The sequence below is a fragment of the Mesonia phycicola genome (assembly GCF_900141885.1).
Classification (GTDB): domain Bacteria; phylum Bacteroidota; class Bacteroidia; order Flavobacteriales; family Flavobacteriaceae; genus Mesonia; species Mesonia phycicola.
Genome location: NZ_FQYY01000001.1, coordinates 97341 through 117848 on the forward strand (window position 1 = coordinate 97341; position 20508 = coordinate 117848).

Consider the following 20508-nt stretch of genomic DNA (forward strand, 5'->3'; position numbering starts at 1 on the left):
ACAAACAGGAGTTACAAAGGTTAATTATAAACAAAAGTCTTTTGAAGTTTATGAAGAACATTAAAAATTAAATAACTTAGCTTTTCTTATCAATTTTAATATTTATGAATAATATTTTAGAGTTTCTGTCTTCTATATCTTGGTGGCAGTGGGTTATTTTTGCAATTTTAGTAATTGCCATTAAAGATGTGTTTTTTAACAAAACGCATACCATAAAGCATAATTTCCCCGTAGTTGGCCATTTTAGGTATATTTTAGAAAGCATAGGCCCTGAGTTAAGACAATATATTGTTGCTAATAATAGAGAAGAACTTCCTTTTAATAGAATTGAACGAGGCTGGATTTACGCTTCTGCAAAAAATGAAAATAATTACGAGGGTTTTGGTACCGATCAAGACATTTTTCAGAACAATTACATTTTTGTAAAAAATGCAATGATGCCTTATAAGCTTCCAGAAAATCATATTAATAAAGAAGACCCTTACTTTTTACCTTGCGCTAAAGTAATGGGGTTACACCATAAAAGAAAAAAACCGTTTAGACCAGCTTCTATAATTAATGTTTCTGCCATGAGTTTTGGTAGTCTTTCTGCCAAAGCAATTTCTTCTTTAAATGAAGGTGTAAAAAAAGCATATGCTTATCACAATACGGGTGAAGGCGGTTTATCTCCATATCACAAACACGGCGGAGATATTATTTTTCAAATAGGGACAGGTTATTTTGGAGTGAGAGATGAAAATGGAAAATTTTCTGTAGATCATTTGGTGAAATTAGTAGAAGAAAACCCTTGTATAAGAGCTATAGAAGTAAAATTATCTCAAGGAGCTAAACCAGGAAAAGGTGGCGTTTTACCAGGTTCTAAAATCACTAAAGAAATTGCTGAAATTAGAAAAGTACCTTTAGGTAAAGATGTGGTATCTCCTCCCTACCACACTGCTTTTGAAGGAAACCAAGGCTTGATAGATTTTATTGAAGAAATTGCTAATAAAACAGGTTTGCCTGTAGGTGTAAAAGCTGCTATTGGTAAATTAGAAGGATGGGAGAATATTGCCAAATTAATGAAAGAACAAGATAAAGGACCAGATTTTATTACCGTAGATGGTGGTGAAGGTGGTACGGGAGCAGCTCCACCAAGTTTTGCAGACCACGTATCTGTACCTTGGGTGTATGCTTTTAGAAATATATACAAGATTTTTAAGAGAAATGATTTAGCAGATAAAATTGTATTTATTGGCAGTGGTAAATTAGGTTTTCCTTCTAAAGCGGCTATGGCTTTTGCTATGGGTGTAGATTGTATTAATGTTGCTAGAGAGGCTATGCTTAGTGTAGGTTGTATACAAGCTAAATCTTGCCACACTAATACTTGCCCAACTGGTGTTGCTACCCAAAGTAAATGGTTGCAGGCTGGTATTAATGTAAAAGACAAGTCTGAAAGGGTGAATTACTATTTTAAAAATTTTAGAAAAGAATTGTTAGAGGTAACTCACTCTTCTGGCTACGAGCATCCGTGTCAATTTACGATGGATGATGTAGACATAAATCTTAGTGATCAAGACTTTACAAAAACTCTTGCTGCATCTTATGCATATAATAAAATTAAAGTTCCTTTTGAAGGGGTTTCTTCTTTACAAAATTGTGAGTATCTTGGCGGAAATTATAACAAACAAGCGTCTAAAAAATCTTTTGATAAAGAGGACGTACGCTATTAAATAGACTATGCAAGAGATGGACATTTCACAGATTATCTTTTATGTATTACCTGCAGTGATTGTAGGTATAATTTCTTTTTACTTTTTTAGTAATTATATGACTAATGAAGAAAACCGTAGAATTTATGAACTAAAAAGAGAAAACTCTAAAAATGCATTACCACAACGTTTACAAGCGTTAGAAAGAATGACTTTGTTTTTAGAAAGAATTCATCCTGGTAGTTTATTAATTAGAGTAAAGCCTATTGGAAATAACAAGCATGATTATGAAAATTTATTAATAAGAAATATTGAGCAAGAATTTGAGCATAATTTAGCTCAGCAAATTTATGTTAGTGAGAAGTGTTGGGGTGCTATAAAAGCTACTAAAAATGCTACTATCTCTTTAATTAGACAAACTAATATGAGTGAGAAAGTAGATTCTCCAGATAAATTGAGAGAAATGATTTTATCTGATTTAGTTGATAAAAAAGCGCCTAGTGAAACTGGTCTTGCTTTCTTAAAAAATGAGGTTAGAGAAATTTGGTAATTTCTGCGTTAGGGATTGAAGGATTTGTTTGAGCTCTTTTTGTTTACATGGGAATGTAAACAAAAAAGCGAGTCATGAAAGCCCGACCCTTTGGGTAACGCCCCTAAAATTAAATTTTTAATTCGTTTACTTTTATTTTTAAAGCTTTATCGTTAGCGTATTTAAAACCTAAATCCCACCACTCTGTCATTAATTTTTTATCAAACACTAATGAGTTTTCTGTAAGCTTAGAAGGGGTGTAAAATAAATTTAATATTACATTTTTGTTATTTGCTGCAAGTTTACCTTCTATAATATTGCTTCTTTCTACTTGGTCTAATACAAACCCAAAAAGGTTTAACATTAATGAAAAGGGATTTTTACCAAGCACTTTGTTGTGCTCCATATTTTCTGACTCTAATATAATTGCATCTATCTCTGTTGCACCGCGCCTTATAGCTTCTCTAATAGAAACCATACTACCAAAACCACCATCTGCGTATTCGTACCCGTTTTTTTTGACCAAGCTCATAAACGGAATATAATTACAGCTTATCCAAATCCAATCACAAAACTCTTCATAATCAAAATCTTTAATAGATTTATATTCTACATTATTTTTTGTAAGATTAGAAACGGTGACAACCACATCTTTTCCGCTATTTTTTACTTGAAGAAACTCTTCTTTAGTAATTTTGTTGGCTATTAATTTTCTAAGATTTTTACTCTCTCCAAAGGTTCTTTTCTTCTTTATAAATTGAAGAACAGTGTTTAAAAAATTAATACTCACATACTCTCTACCATCTTTTTTCTGAATTTTAAACGGGTTTAAACTAAAGATACTTTTTTGGTTTACATTGGTATAAACTTGGTGTAGTTTATCTATATCGTTAGCAGCCAAATGGGTGAGCAACAAACTCCCTGTAGATGAGCCTACAAAAATATCGTACTCTTTATGCTGTACTTTAGTTAAATGAGCTGCTACGCCACCTGCAAAAGCACCTTTACTACCACCTCCAGAAATTACTAAAGCTCTCATTTATCTAAAATTTTATTAAGTGTGTTTAATTGTTTTTGTGGTAATTTATCTTTTACACTGTAAAAAATTGCTCTGTGCTGCTCATTGCTAGCTAATTGAGCTAATAATTCTTTACAAAATTTTCTAAATCGCCATACGTGATGGGTTGCCCCTTGCGCTAAATCTAGATAATTTTGCTCTGTAAATGAATTTATTTGATACAAAAATCCGAATGCATTTTCTCTAATTTCATATGCGTAAGAAGGACTTGTATAACCTGATAATTCTTTATAAAATTTGCTGTTATTTTCTGGCTGAAATTCTGGGGTTACTAAACTTAAGGTTAACCAAAGTAATCTAATATTTTTATTACTAAAGCCTTCTACGTTTTGTAATTTGGTTAAATACTTGTTTCTATTTTCTGGAAAATTTTGCCACAAATTAAACAATGCTTGCTCTTGCGTTAAGTACGAGCTATCGTTTAATAAACCTTCGTATTTTTTTTGAAGACTTACAGGTATTTGAGTTAAATAAGTAGATATAGCTTGCCTTACTAATACATTATTGGTTTCAAAAGCTTTTCTGTATAGAGGAAGAACATCTTCTGGGTTTTCTTTTGCTAATTGAGCTACTACTTCTTGGCCTAAATAATCGTTTACCGGGAAGTTTAATAATTTGTTTAAAGCTTCATACTTATCACTTATAGAAATGGTTCTAACAGCTATAGAAGAAAGGTATTTCTCCATAAATCCAGATTTTTTAAGGGAATTTAGAACCTGTGAAGATTTAAAAGCAGATTGCTCTAACCAGTCTTCTTCAAAAGAAGATAAATCTTCACCGCTAGTTTTCTCTATTTCTGCAATAAAATCTTTGGTTTCTACATTTTGATAAGCATATTTCTCTAAATAGTTTTTCACGCCTTTTTTAAAGGCTTCTTCTCCTACTTTTTCTCTTAAAATATGTAATGCCCAAGCTCCTTTTTGGTAAAAAGTAAGCGAGCTTGCCTTATCGTTTTTTAAAGCTTCCCCTTTACCTGCATCACTTAGCTCTTTTAGTTTTTCTGCGTTTTGATAAAGTTTAAAATAAAAATAATCGTCTCCAAAAATCTCTCTTTCTGCTAATAAGGCATAATAAGTAGCAAAACCTTCTTGCAACCAATGGTGTGTGCCAGATTTTTCTGTTACTAAATCTCCAAACCATTGGTGTGCTAATTCGTGGGCATTTACGTTTACATAATTTCTATCTACATACCCTATTTGGTCTACCATAAACATGTCTGAAAAAATAGTTGCTGTGGTATTTTCCATTCCGGCATATAAAAAATCTCTTACAGGAATTTGTTTGTAGTTTTGCCAAGGGTATGGTACTCCAATTTCTTTTTCGTAAAAATCTAAAATTTTTCTAGAGTTTTTATACGTCCACTCTACCTTAGCTTCATCTTTAGGCTCATAATATAGTTTAATAGGAATATTACCCGTAGAAGTTAATTCTTTTACTTTGTAATTACCTACTGCTACAGCTACCAAATAACTACTCATGGGATTATTCATATTAAATTCCCAAAGTTTTTCTTTTCCTTTATTTTTAGTGTTGGTTAATTTACCATTTGCAATAACGGTATAATTTTCTGGCACTTGGTAAGCTAGATCAAATTCAATTTTATCATTCATATCATCTAAACTAGGTAGCCAATGGGAGGTGTATTTACCTTGACCTTGTGTCCAGATTTGATTACTCGCATTATTATCCCAACCAACAAAATATAAGGCTTGTTTTGGTATTGCTTGGTAGGTAAAGCTGACTTGATAAGTTTTACCTGCTTCAAAATTATCTATAAAATAAATTTTATTTTCTTCGGAAGTAATTATTGGTTTAAAGTTAGATTTTTTAAAAATTTCTACCGTTGTATTTACTGCATCTAGGTATATAGAATCTGTATTTTTTAGAATTTTAAATTCTACTTGAAGCGTACCTTCTACACTTTTTGTTTGTGGTAATAAATGAATAGTTCCTGAAATTCTCTGTATATCTAGCTTTTCTGTTTGTTGCGCTTCAACAAAAAATAAACTTAGAAAACATATAAAACAAAATACCTTTTGCATGATTTTTAATAATTCTTGCTTCGAAAATACAAAACTTAACTATTACTTTTAAAAAACGTATTTTTTTCATGTAAAAACATTGTCTGCAATACCCTTAGTATTTTTATAAACGAAAAAATATTATTTTCTATTTTTGAAATTATTAACACTAACTATTTCTAGATGAATTTATCTACTCAAAAAACACCCGCTTGGTTTTGGGTTATTGCATTATTGCTTTTATTATGGAACTTAATGGGAGTTGGTTCTTTTATATTTCATACATTTTTAATGCAAGGTGAAACGTTAGAATTACTACCTGAAAAAGAAAAAGCTTTGTACGGAGAATACCCGCTATGGACACATATTGTTTTTGCAATAGCAACGTTAAGCGCTCTCATTGCTAATATTTTACTTTTAATAAAAAAGAAAATGGCTATCAACTTTTTTATAATCTCTTTAATAGCAATAATTATACAGATGTTTCATAATCTATTTTTAACTAGTGCTGTTGATGTTTATGGAGTTGAAGCCTACATAATGCCTATTTTAGTAATTATAATAGCTTTTTTTGAGGTTTGGTTTTCTAAAAAACTATTTCAAAAAGGAATTTTAAAGTAAAATAAACTCCTGTTAAGAGTTGTAATTATTAACAGGAGTTTTCTAATAATACATTATATCTCTATACTCTACATAGCCCACTTCTTTATTATCTCCCATACTCTGTATACTTTCTTTTTTTACCCAATTATGTTTATTATCATATTCATATTTGAAAGAAGTTTCTATACAATTTCTATTAGACATACAGGTTTTTGTATTTGTAAGATTCCTATTTTCATCATAAGTATATGTTACATTTTGATAAATCTCTCCTTTTCTATAAATTTTTTCTTCTACTAATAATTTTTTTTGATTAAACGTATATATTTTTTTGTAGTAATCTTTTCCTTTATAAATCTTATTATAATAAATCACATTTTTATTTTCATCATATTTTGTAGTGATAGTATCTTGAGAAGTAGCTATTTGAGTACTATCTAAACTTCCATTTTTTCTGTAATAGTAATGCTCATTGTAAGATGTGTCAAAATTATTACTTTTTAATTTCTTTTTAATTTTATGGTAATCATCTACATATTCATAAGTATAAACTGTAGATAACTCTTTAGGATTATTAAAATTAAAAGTGTCGCCTAGCTTTTTATAGCCTTCTTCTTTTATAACACGATCTTTATCGTCATAAGTATATTTTCTAGCACCTCTTTTACTTTCTGTTTCTAGAAGATTTCCATTTTTATCGTATTTATTTCTATAAACAATTTCAATAGAATCTTTTGACATGTCTTTATCTACCAACACCTTTCCTAAAGAGTCATAAGTAACTGTAGTAGTTCTTTTAACTTTACCATTAAAAAAGAAAGAGCCCACATAAAATATATTTTTCTCCATAAATCTCCCTTCTTTATCATAATTCACTTCAAAAGATTTGTTCTTCTTTTTAGTGGAATTAACATTAGCTAGAGGAATTTTGGTATAATAAGTAACCTTTTTCACTTCTCCGTATAAATTATAATCTTCTTTACTTACTTCATCGGTATCATCAAAATTATCGAATAAAGGAAAATTATAATTATTCACTTTACCTGAGTTTGTTTTTGGTAAACAACTCACAAATAAAAACAGAAGAATAATACCGCTAATAATTGTATTTTTTTTCATCTTTCTAATTTTCAATTATTTTCACATCGCTCATTATAAAATTACAATGATTAATGTCTTCTTTATTTAATTTAAAAGTTCCTTCTACAGTAATTATCATATCCGTTTTTAAATTCTGCTCTTCAGCAAATTGAAGTTCTATTATGGTTTCTGGGCCTGCCATTCCGCAAAAAAAGCAACTAGCCATAGGCTGTTTAGACAATAAATAAGATTTACTATTTTCTAATAAATCGAGCACATAGCCTTTTATTTGTATTTTTTTATTTTCTAATTTTTTAACAGATTCTCCAAATTCTGGAACAAGAAATTTATCTCCGAATTCATCTAAAAATTTATACTCAAAGTTTACATCTGTAAGATCTTTCCAGTCTTTTTTAAGGTTTTGGCTGTAAGAAGTTAGTGCTAGCAATAAGCATATACTAACTAAAAGTTTATTTTTCATTAGATAATATTTTTGAAACGTTAATGGTAAATATAGATTTGATATTGAATAATGTAGCCATTACCAATAAGAGTAAAATAGCAACAAAAAGATAGGCATCTATTAATGTTAAAATGTTTTGCTCTAGCACATAATTATAATTTACAGCAATGTAATGGTATAAATAAGCCCCTCCAAAATTGCTTAATACCAAACCTAATAGATAACCTAGTAATACAATTATTAATCCTTCATAAAAAACTACTAGTACAAGCTGAAACCAATTTGCCCCATACACTCTCATTAAAGCCAACTCATACCTTCTTTCGTTTACTATTTTATATAAACTAATATAAATACTAAAAACAGAAATGAATAGTACCGCTATTGCTATTAATTGTATTACTTGTACGCCAATACCTGTATATTTAAATAATTTTTCTAGCTGATATTTAGTTAGAGCTGCTTGCATATTTGTTTTCTCGTTAATAGATCGAGGTAATTGCAAAAATCCCATAGGACTTCTAAACTTTACTAATACAGAGGTAATTTCTTTAGGTGCTTCGTGGTCATGATCTTGATGATCTTCTTCATGTGATTCTTCTTCGTGCTTGTGTAGATCCCAAATACTAGCTAATGGGGTTACTATTAAATTATCTATTACAGAATTACTGGCTGGATAAATCCCTACTACTTTTAACGAATGGTTGTCGTGAGACTCTACACTTTCTTCCATTAAACCGTGACTGCTAATTAAAACATCGTTTAATTTCAAATTATGTTTTTTCGCAACATTTGCTCCCAAAACCACCTCTAAAGCGCTAGAAGCTTCTCTACCTTTTTCTACTTTTTCTATCTCATATAAAGTTTTAAACTCTTCTGTAGTACCTACAATTCTAGAACCTTTATAATTATCTCCGTAAGAAATGGGTATAGCTTTACTTATAAGCGGATTTTTAGTAAGATACTCTACATCTTTTAATAAAATATTTCCGGTAGGATTATCTATGTGTAGCACCGATGACAAAATTAACTGTAACGGACTCCCTTTTGCCCCAACTACCATATCTATAGCGGTAGAATTTTTAGTAAGTTTTGCTGATATTTGTTGCTGAAACTGAAAAGAAAAAGATATTAAAGCTACACTAAGCGCTAATAAAATAATAGCTAGACAAGAATTTAAAGGCTTACTTAAAAAGTTTTTATAGCTAATTTTAAAAATATTCATAGCTCTATCATTTTTGAAAATTCTGGTACAATACGCTTATCGTGTGTTACCAAAATTAAATTAGAGCCACTTCTTTTTGCAGTCGCTTTTAGCAAATTAATTACCTTACGGCTATTGGTATCGTCTAAGCTTGAAGTTGGCTCGTCTGCTAGAATTATAGACGGGTTATTGATTACTGCCAATGCAATAGAAGCTCGCTGTTTTTGCCCTTCACTTAATGCAAACATCCGTTGGTGCATCAAATCTGCTATTCCTAAATCTTCTAAAATAGTTTTAATAGCAGAGCTTTCTACTTTAGATTTTGAAAATAATATTTTGGCTTGAATATTTTCAATTAGACTTAACGATTGTATAAAATTAGATTTCTGAAATACTAAGCCTATATGTTTTCTTCTAAAATTATCTTTTTCTCGTTCAGAAAAGGTATGTATTGCTGTATTATTTATAAAAATTTCTCCAGATAAAGGCTTTAAAAGCAAAGACAATAATTTTAACAAGGTTGTTTTCCCTTTTCCAGAATCACCTATAATCACTAAGTCTTCTTCTTGGTCTAAAGAAATATCAGGAAACTTCATACCGTTTTTAGAGTGGTACGAAAATTCTAAATTTTTTGTTTGTATCATTAAATTAAATTGTAATTATAAAATTTTAAATTATTCTTATAACTAAGACATTACGAATAACTTTTTAAAAAAATCCGCAAAAGCTTAATAGTGAATATTTTAAATAACCTAAATAGTAAACAATAACAGACCTTTATATTAATCTGTCTACTCTTTACTTATAAAATTAAAATTACAAACTAGGTGGCGCTCTTAATTGAAATGATAACAGGTTTAAATTATCTGTGGTAGTAGATAATAAAGCAAAACCTGCAAAGAAGAAAGATGTATAAATAACAATTTTAAAAAACGTAAAATCTACTTCGGGAGTTTTATATAAATGAAAATTACAAATTTTACAATCTATAGGTTTCAATAAATCTGTATGAATGTTTTTTTTTGAATGCTCTTGCAAATCGTGAGAAAAACAATGTACAGAAGGAAGAATAAGCACTACCATTAAATTGATAATGCTGCTAATTAAAAATATGTTTTTAACCTTCTTCAAAAGTGTTTTTTAAAATTTCTTTAAATTTAGAATAATTTTAAGACAAGAAAAGGAAATTACAAGAAAATCCTATCTTCGCTTTTATGAATGCTAATACCCTACAAACACCCATAGATTATCTAAAAGGAGTAGGTCCTAATCGTGCTGCTTTACTTCGTAAAGAAGTTGGTATTCATACCTTTCAAGATTTACTCAATTTTTTCCCTAATAGATATATAGATAAAACTAAGTATTACAAAATCAACGAAATTCAGCGTAATTCTGCAGAAATTCAGATTATAGGTAAAATTGTTCATCTAAAAACAGTTGCGCAAAAAAGAGGTAAACGCCTTGTTGCAAGCTTTGTAGATAATACCGGTAAAATAGAATTAGTTTGGTTTCGCGGACATAAATGGATTCAAGAAAATATTCAATTAAATGAGCCTTATGTAATTTTTGGTAAAGTAAATTATTATAATGGTATTTACTCGATGCCACACCCAGAAATGGAGCTACTAAAAGAGCACCAAAAGCAAATGAAAATTGCTATGCAACCGCTCTACCCTTCTACAGAAACACTTTCTAAACGTGGAGTTACCAATCGTGCGGTTATCAAAATGATACAGCAAGTATTTGTAGAAAATAAAAAAGGTTTTGTAGAAACGTTGCCAGATTATTTACGAAAAGAATTAAAACTTATTTCTAAAAGCGAGGCTTTATTCAATATTCATTTTCCGCAATCTCCAGAAAAATTAGCACAAGCTCAATTTAGATTGAAGTTTGAAGAACTATTTTACGTTCAGCTTCAATTATTAATGAAAAACTTACTTCATAAAAGAAAAATAAAAGGATTTAAATTTACAGAAGTAGGTAATTATTTTAACGAATTTTACAGTAAACACTTACCTTTTGAGTTAACCAATGCTCAAAAAAGGGTTATAAAAGAAATAAGAAACGATTTAGGTACTGGTGCCCAAATGAATAGATTACTACAAGGTGATGTAGGTTCTGGTAAAACTATTGTTGCTTTAATGAGTTGTTTATTAGCCTTAGATAATGGTTTTCAGGCAAGTTTAATGGCGCCAACCGAAATTTTGGCCACACAGCATTTTCAAGGTTTGTCTGAGCTTTGTGCAGAAATGAATATAGAAATTGCTTTACTCACCGGCTCTAGCAAAACAAAAGAAAGACGAATAATCCATGAAAAACTTGAAAATGGAGAACTCGATATTTTAATTGGTACACACGCATTATTAGAAGATAAAGTAAAATTTAAAAACTTAGGTTTAGCTATTATTGATGAGCAGCACCGTTTTGGTGTAGCACAACGTGCTAAGTTGTGGAAAAAAAATATAAATCCGCCTCATATTTTAGTAATGACGGCCACTCCCATACCAAGAACATTAGCAATGAGTTTGTATGGAGATTTAGATATTTCTGTGATTGATGAGTTACCTCCAGGCAGAAAAGCTATTAAAACCGTACATAGGTATGATAATAATCGTTTAAAAGTATTTGCTTTTATTAGAGATGAAATAAAAAAAGGCCGACAGATTTATGTGGTTTACCCGTTAATTCAAGAATCTGAAAAAATGGATTATAAAGATTTAATGGATGGGTATGAAAGTATTGCTAGAGAATTTCCGCAGCCAGAATTTCAAATTTCTATTGTTCACGGCCAAATGAAACCTGCCGACAAAGATTATGAGATGAATAGGTTTGTAAAAGGCGAAACACAAATTATGGTGGCCACCACCGTAATAGAAGTTGGCGTAAACGTACCTAATGCAAGTGTGATGATTATAGAAAGTGCCGAGCGTTTTGGCCTTTCTCAATTACATCAGCTTCGTGGGCGCGTGGGTCGTGGTGCAGAGCAAAGTTTTTGTATTTTAATGACGGGGCACAAACTTTCTAGCGATAGTAAAACTAGACTAGAAACCATGACACAAACCAACGATGGTTTTGAAATTGCAGAGGTAGATTTAAAATTACGTGGGCCAGGAGATTTAATGGGTACGCAACAAAGCGGTGTGCTTAATTTGCAAATTGCAGATATTGTAAAAGACAATCAGATTTTAAAATCTGCACGTTACCACGCTATGAAAATTTTAAAAGATGACCAACAGTTACAAAAAGAAGAAAACAGAATTGTAAATTATACTTACCAGCAAATTGCAAAAAACAAAACCATCTGGAACTATATTAGCTAATGAATAATTTTATTTTAATTGCCATTGCTATTCTTGCTGGTGCAGCTGCTAGAAAGTTTAAAAAATTACCACAAAACAGCTATGTTGCGGTAAATTTTTGGGTAATCTATATTGCTTTGCCTGCAATTGCTTTAAAATATATTCCGCAAATAAAATGGAGTACAGAGCTAATTATTCCGTTTGCTATGCCACTTTTTATATTTGGGCTCAGTTTTATTTTTATTGAAATTATATCCCGTTTTATTCAGCTAAATAAAGCTACCAAAGCAGTTTTAATATTATTAAGCGGTTTGGGTAATACTTCTTTTTTAGGTTTTCCGCTTACGGAAGCTTATTATGGCAAAGAAGGTCTAGAAATAGCTATTTTATGTGATCAAAGTTCTTTTTTAATAGTATCTACTTTAGGCGTTTTTATAGCAGCAAAAGCAAGTGATACAGGAAATTTCAGTATTTCATCTATTGTAAAAAAAGTAATCAGCTTCCCTCCTTTTTTGGCTTTTATTGCTGCATTTACGCTTCCGCAGTTGGTAGACTTATCTCCAATAAATCCATTATTAGATATTTTAGGAGCCACTTTAGTGCCTATGGCACTATTTTCTGTTGGATTACAACTTCAATTAAAAGACTGGAAAGCAGATGTGAGATTGGTAAGTTTATCTTTACTTTTTAGATTATTTATCGCTCCACTTAGCGTTTTTATAATTCTATTTGCTTTAAACATTTCTTCACTCACAGCAAAAGTTAGCGTTTTTGAAGCTTCTATGTCGCCAATGGTAACGCCAACAATTATTGCTGCTCAATATGGATTGAATAATAAACTTGCGAGCCTAATTTTAGGTATAGGTATTATTATTGGTTTCTTTTCAACCTTTATGTGGTCAGAAATTATTCAATTTTTATAGTTTATTCTTCCTGTTTAAAAACAAAATCTATAGAATTTTTATCATCAGAAATAGTGGCTTTCAATAAATCTTGATCTAACTGATAACTAATCACCTTCGGAAATTCATTCTCTTTATTTTCTGCAGAAAAACTTTCTACATTTGTTTTAGTAACTAGAAAATCAACTGCTTCTTCGTTAACACCTTCAACCCTTAACACCCAATCTTCATTTACTTTTAATAAGGTTAGTTCTTCTTTAAAAACAGTATCATTTTCAACCAACGTAAACCCTAACCCTTTATATTTTTCAGAAGTAACTCTTTGCCAATACTCATAAGTTTGTTCTATTTTTTTTCCATTAGTTCTTGTCCAATTTCCTACTAGCCAATCATAATTAACAGAAGATTCTTGGCAGCTATTCAGCAATAAGCAACACGTAAATAAGTATAAAATATGCTTTTTCATTTCATCTAAATAATTTCTAAAATTTACATAAAAATCTTCAAAAGTAACTCCTTATCTTATCTTAGATTTTGCCAAAATTAATATTATCTTTGCGCACTTAAATTATCTTTTAATTAGCAGAAAGATTATTCTATATTAGCTTTTAGAATTACACCTTTTTAGATAAAATTACGTATAAATGAAAATTTCTTATAACTGGGTAAAACAGTTTATCAAAACAGATTGGAATGCAGAACAAACCGAAGAGCTTCTTACCGATTTAGGTTTAGAAGTAGAAGGTATTGAAAATTTTGAGTCTGTTAAAGGTGGTTTAAACGGTATTGTTGTTGGTCATGTACTTACTTGTGAGCAACATAGTAACGCAGACCGCTTACGTGTTACTACAGTAGATATTGGCGCAGAAGAACCCGTACAAATTGTATGCGGCGCTCCTAATGTTGCTGCCGGGCAAAAAGTACCTGTTGCAACTGTAGGCACCACTTTATATGATGATAAACAAGAACCTTGGAAAATAAAAAAAGGTAAAATAAGAGGAGAAGTAAGTCTTGGTATGATTTGCGCCGAAGATGAGTTAGGTCTAGGTAAAGGTCATGATGGTATTATGGTTTTAGCTGAAGATTTAAAACCTGGTACTCCATTAAACGAAATTTTCGAGGTAGAAACAGACCAAGTTTTTGAAATTGGGCTAACGCCTAACAGAGCAGATGCTATGAGCCATTATGGCGTTGCTCGAGATTTAAAAGCTGGTTTATTACAAAAAGAAATAAACACCCCTTTAGACTCTCCTTCTGTTAGTAGCTTTCACGTAGAAAATAGAAGTAGAAGAATTACTATAGAGGTAGAAGATTATAACCTTGCGCCTCGCTATTGTGGGGTAACTATTTCTGGTGTAAAAGTAGGTCCTTCACCTGCTTGGCTTCAAAATAGATTAAAAGCAATAGGGATTGCTCCAAAAAATAATGTTGTAGATGTTACTAATTATGTATTACACGAATTAGGGCAACCTCTTCACGCTTTTGATGCAGACCATATTACAGATAATAAAATTGAAGTAAAAACTCTTCCTGCAGGAACTAAATTTACAACTTTAGACGAGGTAGAAAGAGAATTACACGAAGAAGATTTAATGATTTGTGACGCAGAAAAACCATTATGTATTGCTGGTGTTTTTGGAGGATTAAATTCTGGTGTAACCGAGCGTACTTCTAACATATTTTTAGAAAGTGCTTATTTTAACCCAGTAAGCGTTCGTAAAACTGCAAAACGTCACGGTTTAAACACCGATGCTTCTTTTAGATTTGAAAGAGGAATTGACCCTAATACTACAGAATACGCTTTAAAAAGAGCAGTTCTATTAATACAAAAAACCGCAGGTGGTTTAGTAACTAGTGATATAGATGATATTTATCCTAAAAAAATAGAAGACTTCCAAGTATTTTTAACATTTGATAAAATTAATAATCTAATAGGTCAAGAAATAGATCCTGGTACTATCAAATCTATTTTAGCTTCTTTAGAAATTAGAGTAAACAACGTTACAGAAAGTGGTTTAGGTCTTACTATTCCTGCTTACCGAGTAGACGTGCAACGTGAAGTAGATGTTATTGAAGAAATTTTACGTGTATATGGTTACAATAACGTAGAATTTAATGATAAACTAAATGCTTCTATATCTAACTCTACTAGATTTGAAGATTACCGTATACAAAATATTGTAGCAGATCAATTAGTAGGGCAAGGATTTTACGAGGCAATGTCTAACTCACTAACAACAAAAGATTACATTGCTTTAGTAGATGATTTAAACGAAGAGCATAATGTAGAAATGCTTAACCCATTAAGTCAAGATTTGGCCGTAATGCGTCAATCTTTACTTTTTAGCGGTTTAGAAGCTATTTCTTATAACATAAACAGAAAAAACAACAACATTAAATTGTTTGAGTTTGGTAAAACCTACCATAACTTTAACTCTGGAAGAGAAGAACATAAACATCTTTCTTTATTTATAAGTGGTAATCGTAAAGAAGAACGCTGGAACTCTTTACCACAAAAAAGTGATTTCTTTTATGCTAAAGGAGTTATTAATGCAATAATAGAAAAATTAGGAATTGTAGATACCAAATACATACCTACTACTAATTCTATTTTTTCTGAAGGTTTAAGCATTAGCGCTAGAAAGAAAAAAATTGTAGAGTTTGGAGTGGTTAAAAAATCAATATTAAAAAGTTTTGATATTGAGCAAGAAGTAATTTATGTAGATTTTAATTGGGATTTAATTATTGAATTTGTAAAAGGAAAGAAAATTCAATTTCAAGCTATCCCTAAATTTCCGTCTTCAAGAAGAGATTTTGCATTGCTATTAGACGAAAATGTAACTTTTAGTGATATTTATGAAATTGCAACAAAAACAGAACGTAAACTTTTACAAAATGTAGAGTTGTTTGATGTTTATGAAGGTGATAATTTACCAAATAGCAAGAAGAGTTATGCTGTAAGCTTCACTTTTCTAGATGAAAATAAAACCCTTACAGATAAACAAGTAGATAAAATAATGAGTAAACTACAGCAACAATTTGAAAAACAATTAGGTGCTAGTTTAAGATAAATTATTTTAAAGTATTTTATAAAAAAATCCGATGGCTAATAGAAGCTATCGGATTTTTTTATGTCTTGTATTACTATATTACATTTTAGGCAATAATACAGTATCTATAACATGAATAACTCCGTTAGATTGATTTACATCTGCAATAGTTACCGTTGCTATATTACCAGAAGCATCCTTTATTTTTAATTTTTTACCATCCATCATCATAGTAATAGAAGATCCGTTCACTGTTTCTACATTTACCTTACCTCCATTTTTCTTTATCATTTTAGCAATATCTTTAGCAGACCAGTTACCTGCAACTACGTGATAAGTTAAAATACTTTGCAAAACAGGCTTATTTTCTGCTTTCATCAAATTCTCAACTGTACCTTCTGGTAAATGAGAAAAAGCTGTATTTGTAGGAGCAAAAACAGTAAAAGGTCCGTCTCCTTGCAATGTCTCTACTAAATCTGCTGCTTTTACAGCCACTACAAGTGTTGTGTGATCTTTAGAGTTAACAGCATTTTCTATAATATTTTTTGTAGGATACATTTCTGCCCCACCAACCATTTTTGTTTTTTGAGAGTAACCCGTTGCACTAATTACAAGAGCAAGAATAGCGAAAGATGATTTAATTGATTTTGAAATTTTCATAATTTATTATTTGTATTTGATTTGTAGTATAGAAACGCTTTTAACAGATATCTGGATTTTTAAAATTTCATTTTATGCTTTCTTTAACAAAAACAAAATCTTTTAAAAAAGTTAGTTTCTAATATATCAATACATTAAGCAATAAAACTAAAAAGACATATTATTTAATTAAGACTATAATAAAGTAAAATAATGCTCACTTTTATGCCAATCTTATTTATAATAATATGAGTAAATAATCAATTTTTATTTTAATTTCGCTTCCTTAATATTAGAGGCTTTCTCAAATATTTTCGTTTTACATTAATCGTATAAATTTAACCATGAAAAACAAAGACCTTTTAAAAATTGCAGAAGAATTTGGCAACCCAGTGTATGTATATGACAGTGAAAAAATAATAGCTCAATATAAACGCTTAACCAATGCATTTAAACAGGTAAAAAATTTAAAGGTTAATTATGCAGTAAAAGCCTTATCTAACATTAACGTATTAAAATTGCTAACTAATGAAGGAAGCGGTTTAGATACAGTATCTATACAAGAAGTTCAGTTAGGTTTAAAAACTGGAATAGCACCAGAAAAAATTATTTTTACTCCTAATGGTGTTTCTATTAGTGAAATTGAAGAAGCCGTAAAACTAGGGGTTCAAATAAATATTGATAATTTATCTGTTTTAGAGCAATTTGGCTCTAAACACCCAACCATACCTGTTTGTATACGTATAAACCCGCATATTATGGCGGGAGGTAACTCTAATATCTCTGTTGGTCATATTGACTCTAAATTTGGTATCTCTATTCACCAGATGCCACATTTACTTAGAATAGTAGAAAACACAGGAATGAATATAAACGGTATACACATGCATACCGGAAGTGATATTTTAGATATTGAAGTATTTTTATATGCTTCTGAGATTCTTTTTGAAGCAGCAGAAAATTTTAAAAATTTAGAGTTTTTAGACTTCGGTAGTGGTTTTAAAGTGCCTTACCATGAGAATGATATAGAAACAAATATTGAAGAGCTTGGAGAAAAACTAAGTAAAAAGTTTAACGCCTTTTGTAAAAAATACGGTAAAGAATTAACCTTAGCCTTTGAGCCTGGTAAATTTTTAGTAAGTGAGTCTGGTTTTTTCTTAGTAAAAGTAAACTCTATAAAGCAAACAACCTCTACAGTCTTTGCACAAGTAGATTCTGGTTTTAATCACTTAATTAGACCTATGCTTTACGGCTCTAAGCACGAAATAGTAAATATTACTCACCCAACTAAAAATAAGCGTTTTTACTCTGTAGTAGGTTATATTTGTGAGACAGATACCTTTGCTACCAATAAACGTATTGCCGAGATTACTGAAGGAGACATTCTAGCATTTAAAAATGCTGGTGCGTATTGTTTTTCTATGGCAAGCAATTATAATTCTCGTTTTAGACCTGCTGAAGTTTTATGGCATAAAGGAGAAGCTAAACTTATTAGAAAGAGAGAGACTTTTGAAGATTTAATAGCTAATCAAGTAGAAGTAGAATTGTAGTAAATTAGTTAATTTCTACTTAAACCAAATTTCAATTAGTTGTATTAATCATAACGTAGAGTAAAAAAATTAGAAATGGGTACAGATAATGCAACTTATGAAAATATTTACACAGGATCTGAAGTAAATATTCAATATTTACAAGAAGTTTTACGTAAAGCTAGTATAAACTCAATTGTAAAAAATAATTTTGAATCTGGATTAAGAGCAGGGTTTGGCGGTGGTTTGTCAGGGCAAGTGCAATTATTTGTACAAAAATCACACGCTAATGAAGCTATTAAAATTGTAAAAGCTACTTTCCCTGAAACAGAAAATTAAACTATTTTACACAACTAGTAATAAAAAAAGTCCCAATGAAGTTTCATTGGGACTTTTTTTATATTGAAAAATGTATTTTGTTTATAAAACAGTATAAGGTATGTTAGTAAAGCTACCTCCTGTAATTTCTACAGTTAAAACTTCTACGCTACCATCTTCTGCAGTTACTTCTCTAAGAGCTGTGTAAGAGAATGTACCAGAAATAGTTAATAAATCGCTATTTATATTAGTTATAACAATATTATCAGATTCATCTTCACCGTTAGTTACATAACCATTAGAATTGCCTGCTGCAAAATATGATCCTACACCTACTTCTGAAGTTAAAACGTAATCACCCTCAGCGTTTCCTTGAATAATAATTGAAATTCCCTCTCCATCTAGCTTTCCTCCTGAAATAGAAATAAAATCATCTGTAATACTTGCTGCAGCAGCATCTGCTACAAAAGTTTCACCATTAATTGTAGCTGTAAAGTTAGAGCTATTATTTTGAGCGGCATCTAAATCACCAAACTCACCTTCTAAAGGTTCATTATCACAAGAAATTGCAACAAAAGCAACAAGTGCTAAAAAAATAGGGTATAATGTTTTTTTCATAAGTGTGTTATAAATTGGGTAAACACAAACTTAATTAAAATTATGTTAAATTAAAATTTTGTTTTCGGCACTCTTAACAATAATATTACACCTATCACAAAAAATAAGATTAAAAAGAGAATGGAGTAGCGAATACTCCCCGTGATTTGAGCTATAAATCCATAAGAAAACATCCCTATCACAATTCCTATTTTTTCTGAAACATCGTAAAAACTAAAATAAGAAGCGGTATCTATTGCATTTTCTGGCAATAATTTAGAGTAAGTAGATCTAGAAAGTGATTGTATACCTCCCATTACTAAACCTACAAAGGCTGCGGTACCATAAAATTGATAAGGTGTTGTTACAAAATAAGCATAAGAGCAAATCCCTATCCATAATATATTAATACAAATTAGTGTATTTATATTTCCAAATTTACTGGAAGCTCTTGAGGTTAAGAACGCACCTAAAATTGCCACTAATTGAATTAGTAAAATACTTACAATCAAACCAATGGTAGTATCTTGGTCTCCCCACTCTAACTCTTCTATTCCAAAATAAGTTGCAATTAACATAATGGTTTGTACTGCCATGCTATACACAAAGAATGCATATAGATATCTTCTTAACCTTAAATTTTCTTTTATACTTAATCCTATTTTCTTTAATTCTTTAAAACCATTAAATAGTACGTTTTTGGTTAAACGTTGTTTATCTTCTCTGTTACCTTTTGGCAGGTAATAATAGGTGTATTGACTAAAGGCTATCCACCATACTCCTGTTAATACAAATGATAATCTGGTTGGTAAACCTTCATCTTTAAAGCCAAAGGTCTCATAAAACATAATCATACATAAACATACAACTAGCAGAATTACACTACCTAAGTACCCTAAAGAATAACCTTTGGCACTAATTTTATCTTGCTGCTCTGGGAAAGCTATATCTGGCAAATATGAATTATAAAATACTAAACTACCCCAAAAGCCTATTAAGGCAAAAAAATAGCAGAGTAAACCAAACCAAAGTTCGTCTAAATTAAACCAGTATAAACCTATACAAGAAAAGGCACCTAGGTAACAAAAGAATTTCATAAAGTTCTTTTTATTACCTACATAATCTGCTATACCACTTAAAAATGGACTTAAAAATGAAACGGTAAGAAAAGCAACTCCAGTAACATAACTTATAAGGGTATCATTATTAAAATCTACTCCTAAAAAAGTAACGGTATCACTAATTATCTTTCCATCTTTTTTTATAATGGTTAATGCGCCATAAAATATTGGAAAGATAGCTGATGAAATTACCAAACTATACACTGAATTTGCCCAATCGTAAAATGCCCAAGCATTCAGTAATTTTTTATCTCCTTTTGGTAATTTATGCATTTTAAGATTTTTTTAATAAGTGCTAAAAATAGAAAAACCTTTCTAAAAATTTAGAAAGGTTTTTTATTATTTACTAAAAGTTAATTTGCGTTAGGGATGGTAGCGGCATCCTTT

The 20508-nt window shown here is 30.4% G+C and carries 19 protein-coding genes; 8 read left to right on the top strand and 11 right to left on the bottom strand.

The annotated features are described in order from the left end of the window. The first annotated feature begins 104 nt into the window (after window positions 1–104). Window positions 105–1709 carry an FMN-binding glutamate synthase family protein gene (locus BUC03_RS00485; RefSeq protein WP_073147133.1) on the top strand — a complete coding sequence of 535 codons (1605 nt, stop codon included), beginning with the start codon at window positions 105–107 and terminating at the stop codon, window positions 1707–1709. A 16-nt stretch (window positions 1710–1725) separates the two neighbouring features. Then, window positions 1726–2238, top strand: a complete 513-nt coding sequence (locus BUC03_RS00490) for a DUF7935 family protein (RefSeq protein WP_317041132.1) — start codon at window positions 1726–1728, stop codon at window positions 2236–2238. Between the two features lie 109 nt (window positions 2239–2347). Here BUC03_RS00490 and BUC03_RS00495 read toward each other — a convergent pair whose 3' ends face one another. Then, a complete protein-coding gene (locus BUC03_RS00495; RefSeq protein ID WP_073147137.1) occupies window positions 2348–3256 on the bottom strand; it encodes a patatin-like phospholipase family protein in 909 nt (302 codons plus the stop codon). Beyond that, the gene (locus BUC03_RS00500) at window positions 3253–5337 is read right to left on the bottom strand and encodes a M1 family metallopeptidase (protein ID WP_073147139.1); all 2085 of its coding nucleotides are present in this window, start codon (window positions 5335–5337) and stop codon (window positions 3253–3255) included. Before BUC03_RS00500 ends, BUC03_RS00495 begins: the two co-directional genes overlap by 4 nt. A 162-nt stretch (window positions 5338–5499) precedes the next feature. Here BUC03_RS00500 and BUC03_RS00505 point away from each other — a divergent pair, with 162 nt between their 5' ends. Next, window positions 5500–5937 (top strand): hypothetical protein, encoded by a 438-nt coding sequence (locus tag BUC03_RS00505; protein ID WP_073147141.1) that lies wholly within the window; start codon window positions 5500–5502, stop codon window positions 5935–5937. A gap of 42 nt (window positions 5938–5979) precedes the next feature. Here the strand turns inward: BUC03_RS00505 and BUC03_RS00510 are convergent, their stop codons facing one another. From BUC03_RS00510 to BUC03_RS00530, 5 genes are all read right to left on the bottom strand, one after another. After that, window positions 5980–7038, bottom strand: a complete 1059-nt coding sequence (locus BUC03_RS00510; protein WP_143159110.1) for a hypothetical protein — start codon at window positions 7036–7038, stop codon at window positions 5980–5982. A gap of 4 nt (window positions 7039–7042) precedes the next feature. Then, window positions 7043–7480, bottom strand: coding sequence for a hypothetical protein (locus BUC03_RS00515; RefSeq protein ID WP_073147145.1), 438 nt, complete (start codon window positions 7478–7480; stop codon window positions 7043–7045). Then, window positions 7470–8687, bottom strand: coding sequence for an ABC transporter permease (locus BUC03_RS00520; protein ID WP_073147147.1), 1218 nt, complete (start codon window positions 8685–8687; stop codon window positions 7470–7472). The genes BUC03_RS00515 and BUC03_RS00520 overlap by 11 nt, the downstream gene beginning before the upstream one ends. Next, complete coding sequence (locus BUC03_RS00525) at window positions 8684–9310, bottom strand: ATP-binding cassette domain-containing protein (protein WP_073147149.1); 627 nt, start codon at window positions 9308–9310, stop codon at window positions 8684–8686. Before BUC03_RS00525 ends, BUC03_RS00520 begins: the two co-directional genes overlap by 4 nt. 172 nt (window positions 9311–9482) lie before the next feature. After that, entirely contained in the window at window positions 9483–9797 is a 315-nt protein-coding gene (locus BUC03_RS00530) for a hypothetical protein (protein ID WP_143159111.1), read from the bottom strand. Between the two features lie 83 nt (window positions 9798–9880). Here BUC03_RS00530 and recG point away from each other — a divergent pair, with 83 nt between their 5' ends. Continuing rightward, window positions 9881–11986, top strand: a complete 2106-nt coding sequence (gene recG / locus BUC03_RS00535; protein WP_073147153.1) for an ATP-dependent DNA helicase RecG — start codon at window positions 9881–9883, stop codon at window positions 11984–11986. After that, window positions 11986–12888 (top strand): AEC family transporter, encoded by a 903-nt coding sequence (locus BUC03_RS00540; RefSeq protein WP_073147155.1) that lies wholly within the window; start codon window positions 11986–11988, stop codon window positions 12886–12888. Before recG ends, BUC03_RS00540 begins: the two co-directional genes overlap by 1 nt. Window position 12889: 1 nt before the next feature. Here BUC03_RS00540 and BUC03_RS00545 read toward each other — a convergent pair whose 3' ends face one another. After that, window positions 12890–13333, bottom strand: coding sequence for a hypothetical protein (locus BUC03_RS00545; protein WP_143159112.1), 444 nt, complete (start codon window positions 13331–13333; stop codon window positions 12890–12892). Between the two features lie 178 nt (window positions 13334–13511). Between BUC03_RS00545 and pheT the strand changes: the two genes are divergently transcribed. Continuing rightward, entirely contained in the window at window positions 13512–15938 is a 2427-nt protein-coding gene (gene pheT / locus BUC03_RS00550; protein WP_073147159.1) for a phenylalanine--tRNA ligase subunit beta, read from the top strand. Between the two features lie 78 nt (window positions 15939–16016). On the opposite strand, the gene BUC03_RS00555 is transcribed toward pheT, so the two are convergent. Further along, window positions 16017–16577, bottom strand: a complete 561-nt coding sequence (locus BUC03_RS00555; protein WP_073147161.1) for a fasciclin domain-containing protein — start codon at window positions 16575–16577, stop codon at window positions 16017–16019. A 323-nt stretch (window positions 16578–16900) separates the two neighbouring features. On the opposite strand from BUC03_RS00555, the gene lysA reads away from it, so the two are divergent. Both lysA and BUC03_RS00565 read left to right on the top strand, forming a co-directional pair. Continuing rightward, window positions 16901–18106: a diaminopimelate decarboxylase gene (gene lysA, locus BUC03_RS00560; protein WP_073147163.1), complete on the top strand. Its 1206-nt coding sequence runs from the start codon at window positions 16901–16903 to the stop codon at window positions 18104–18106. A gap of 75 nt (window positions 18107–18181) precedes the next feature. After that, complete coding sequence (locus BUC03_RS00565) at window positions 18182–18424, top strand: putative signal transducing protein (RefSeq protein ID WP_073147165.1); 243 nt, start codon at window positions 18182–18184, stop codon at window positions 18422–18424. 81 nt (window positions 18425–18505) lie between these two features. Here BUC03_RS00565 and BUC03_RS00570 read toward each other — a convergent pair whose 3' ends face one another. Further along, entirely contained in the window at window positions 18506–19021 is a 516-nt protein-coding gene (locus BUC03_RS00570) for a DUF6252 domain-containing protein (RefSeq protein ID WP_073147167.1), read from the bottom strand. Window positions 19022–19071: 50 nt separating this feature from the next. After that, window positions 19072–20394 carry an MFS transporter gene (locus BUC03_RS00575; RefSeq protein WP_073147169.1) on the bottom strand — a complete coding sequence of 441 codons (1323 nt, stop codon included), beginning with the start codon at window positions 20392–20394 and terminating at the stop codon, window positions 19072–19074. Window positions 20395–20508 lie beyond the last annotated feature (114 nt).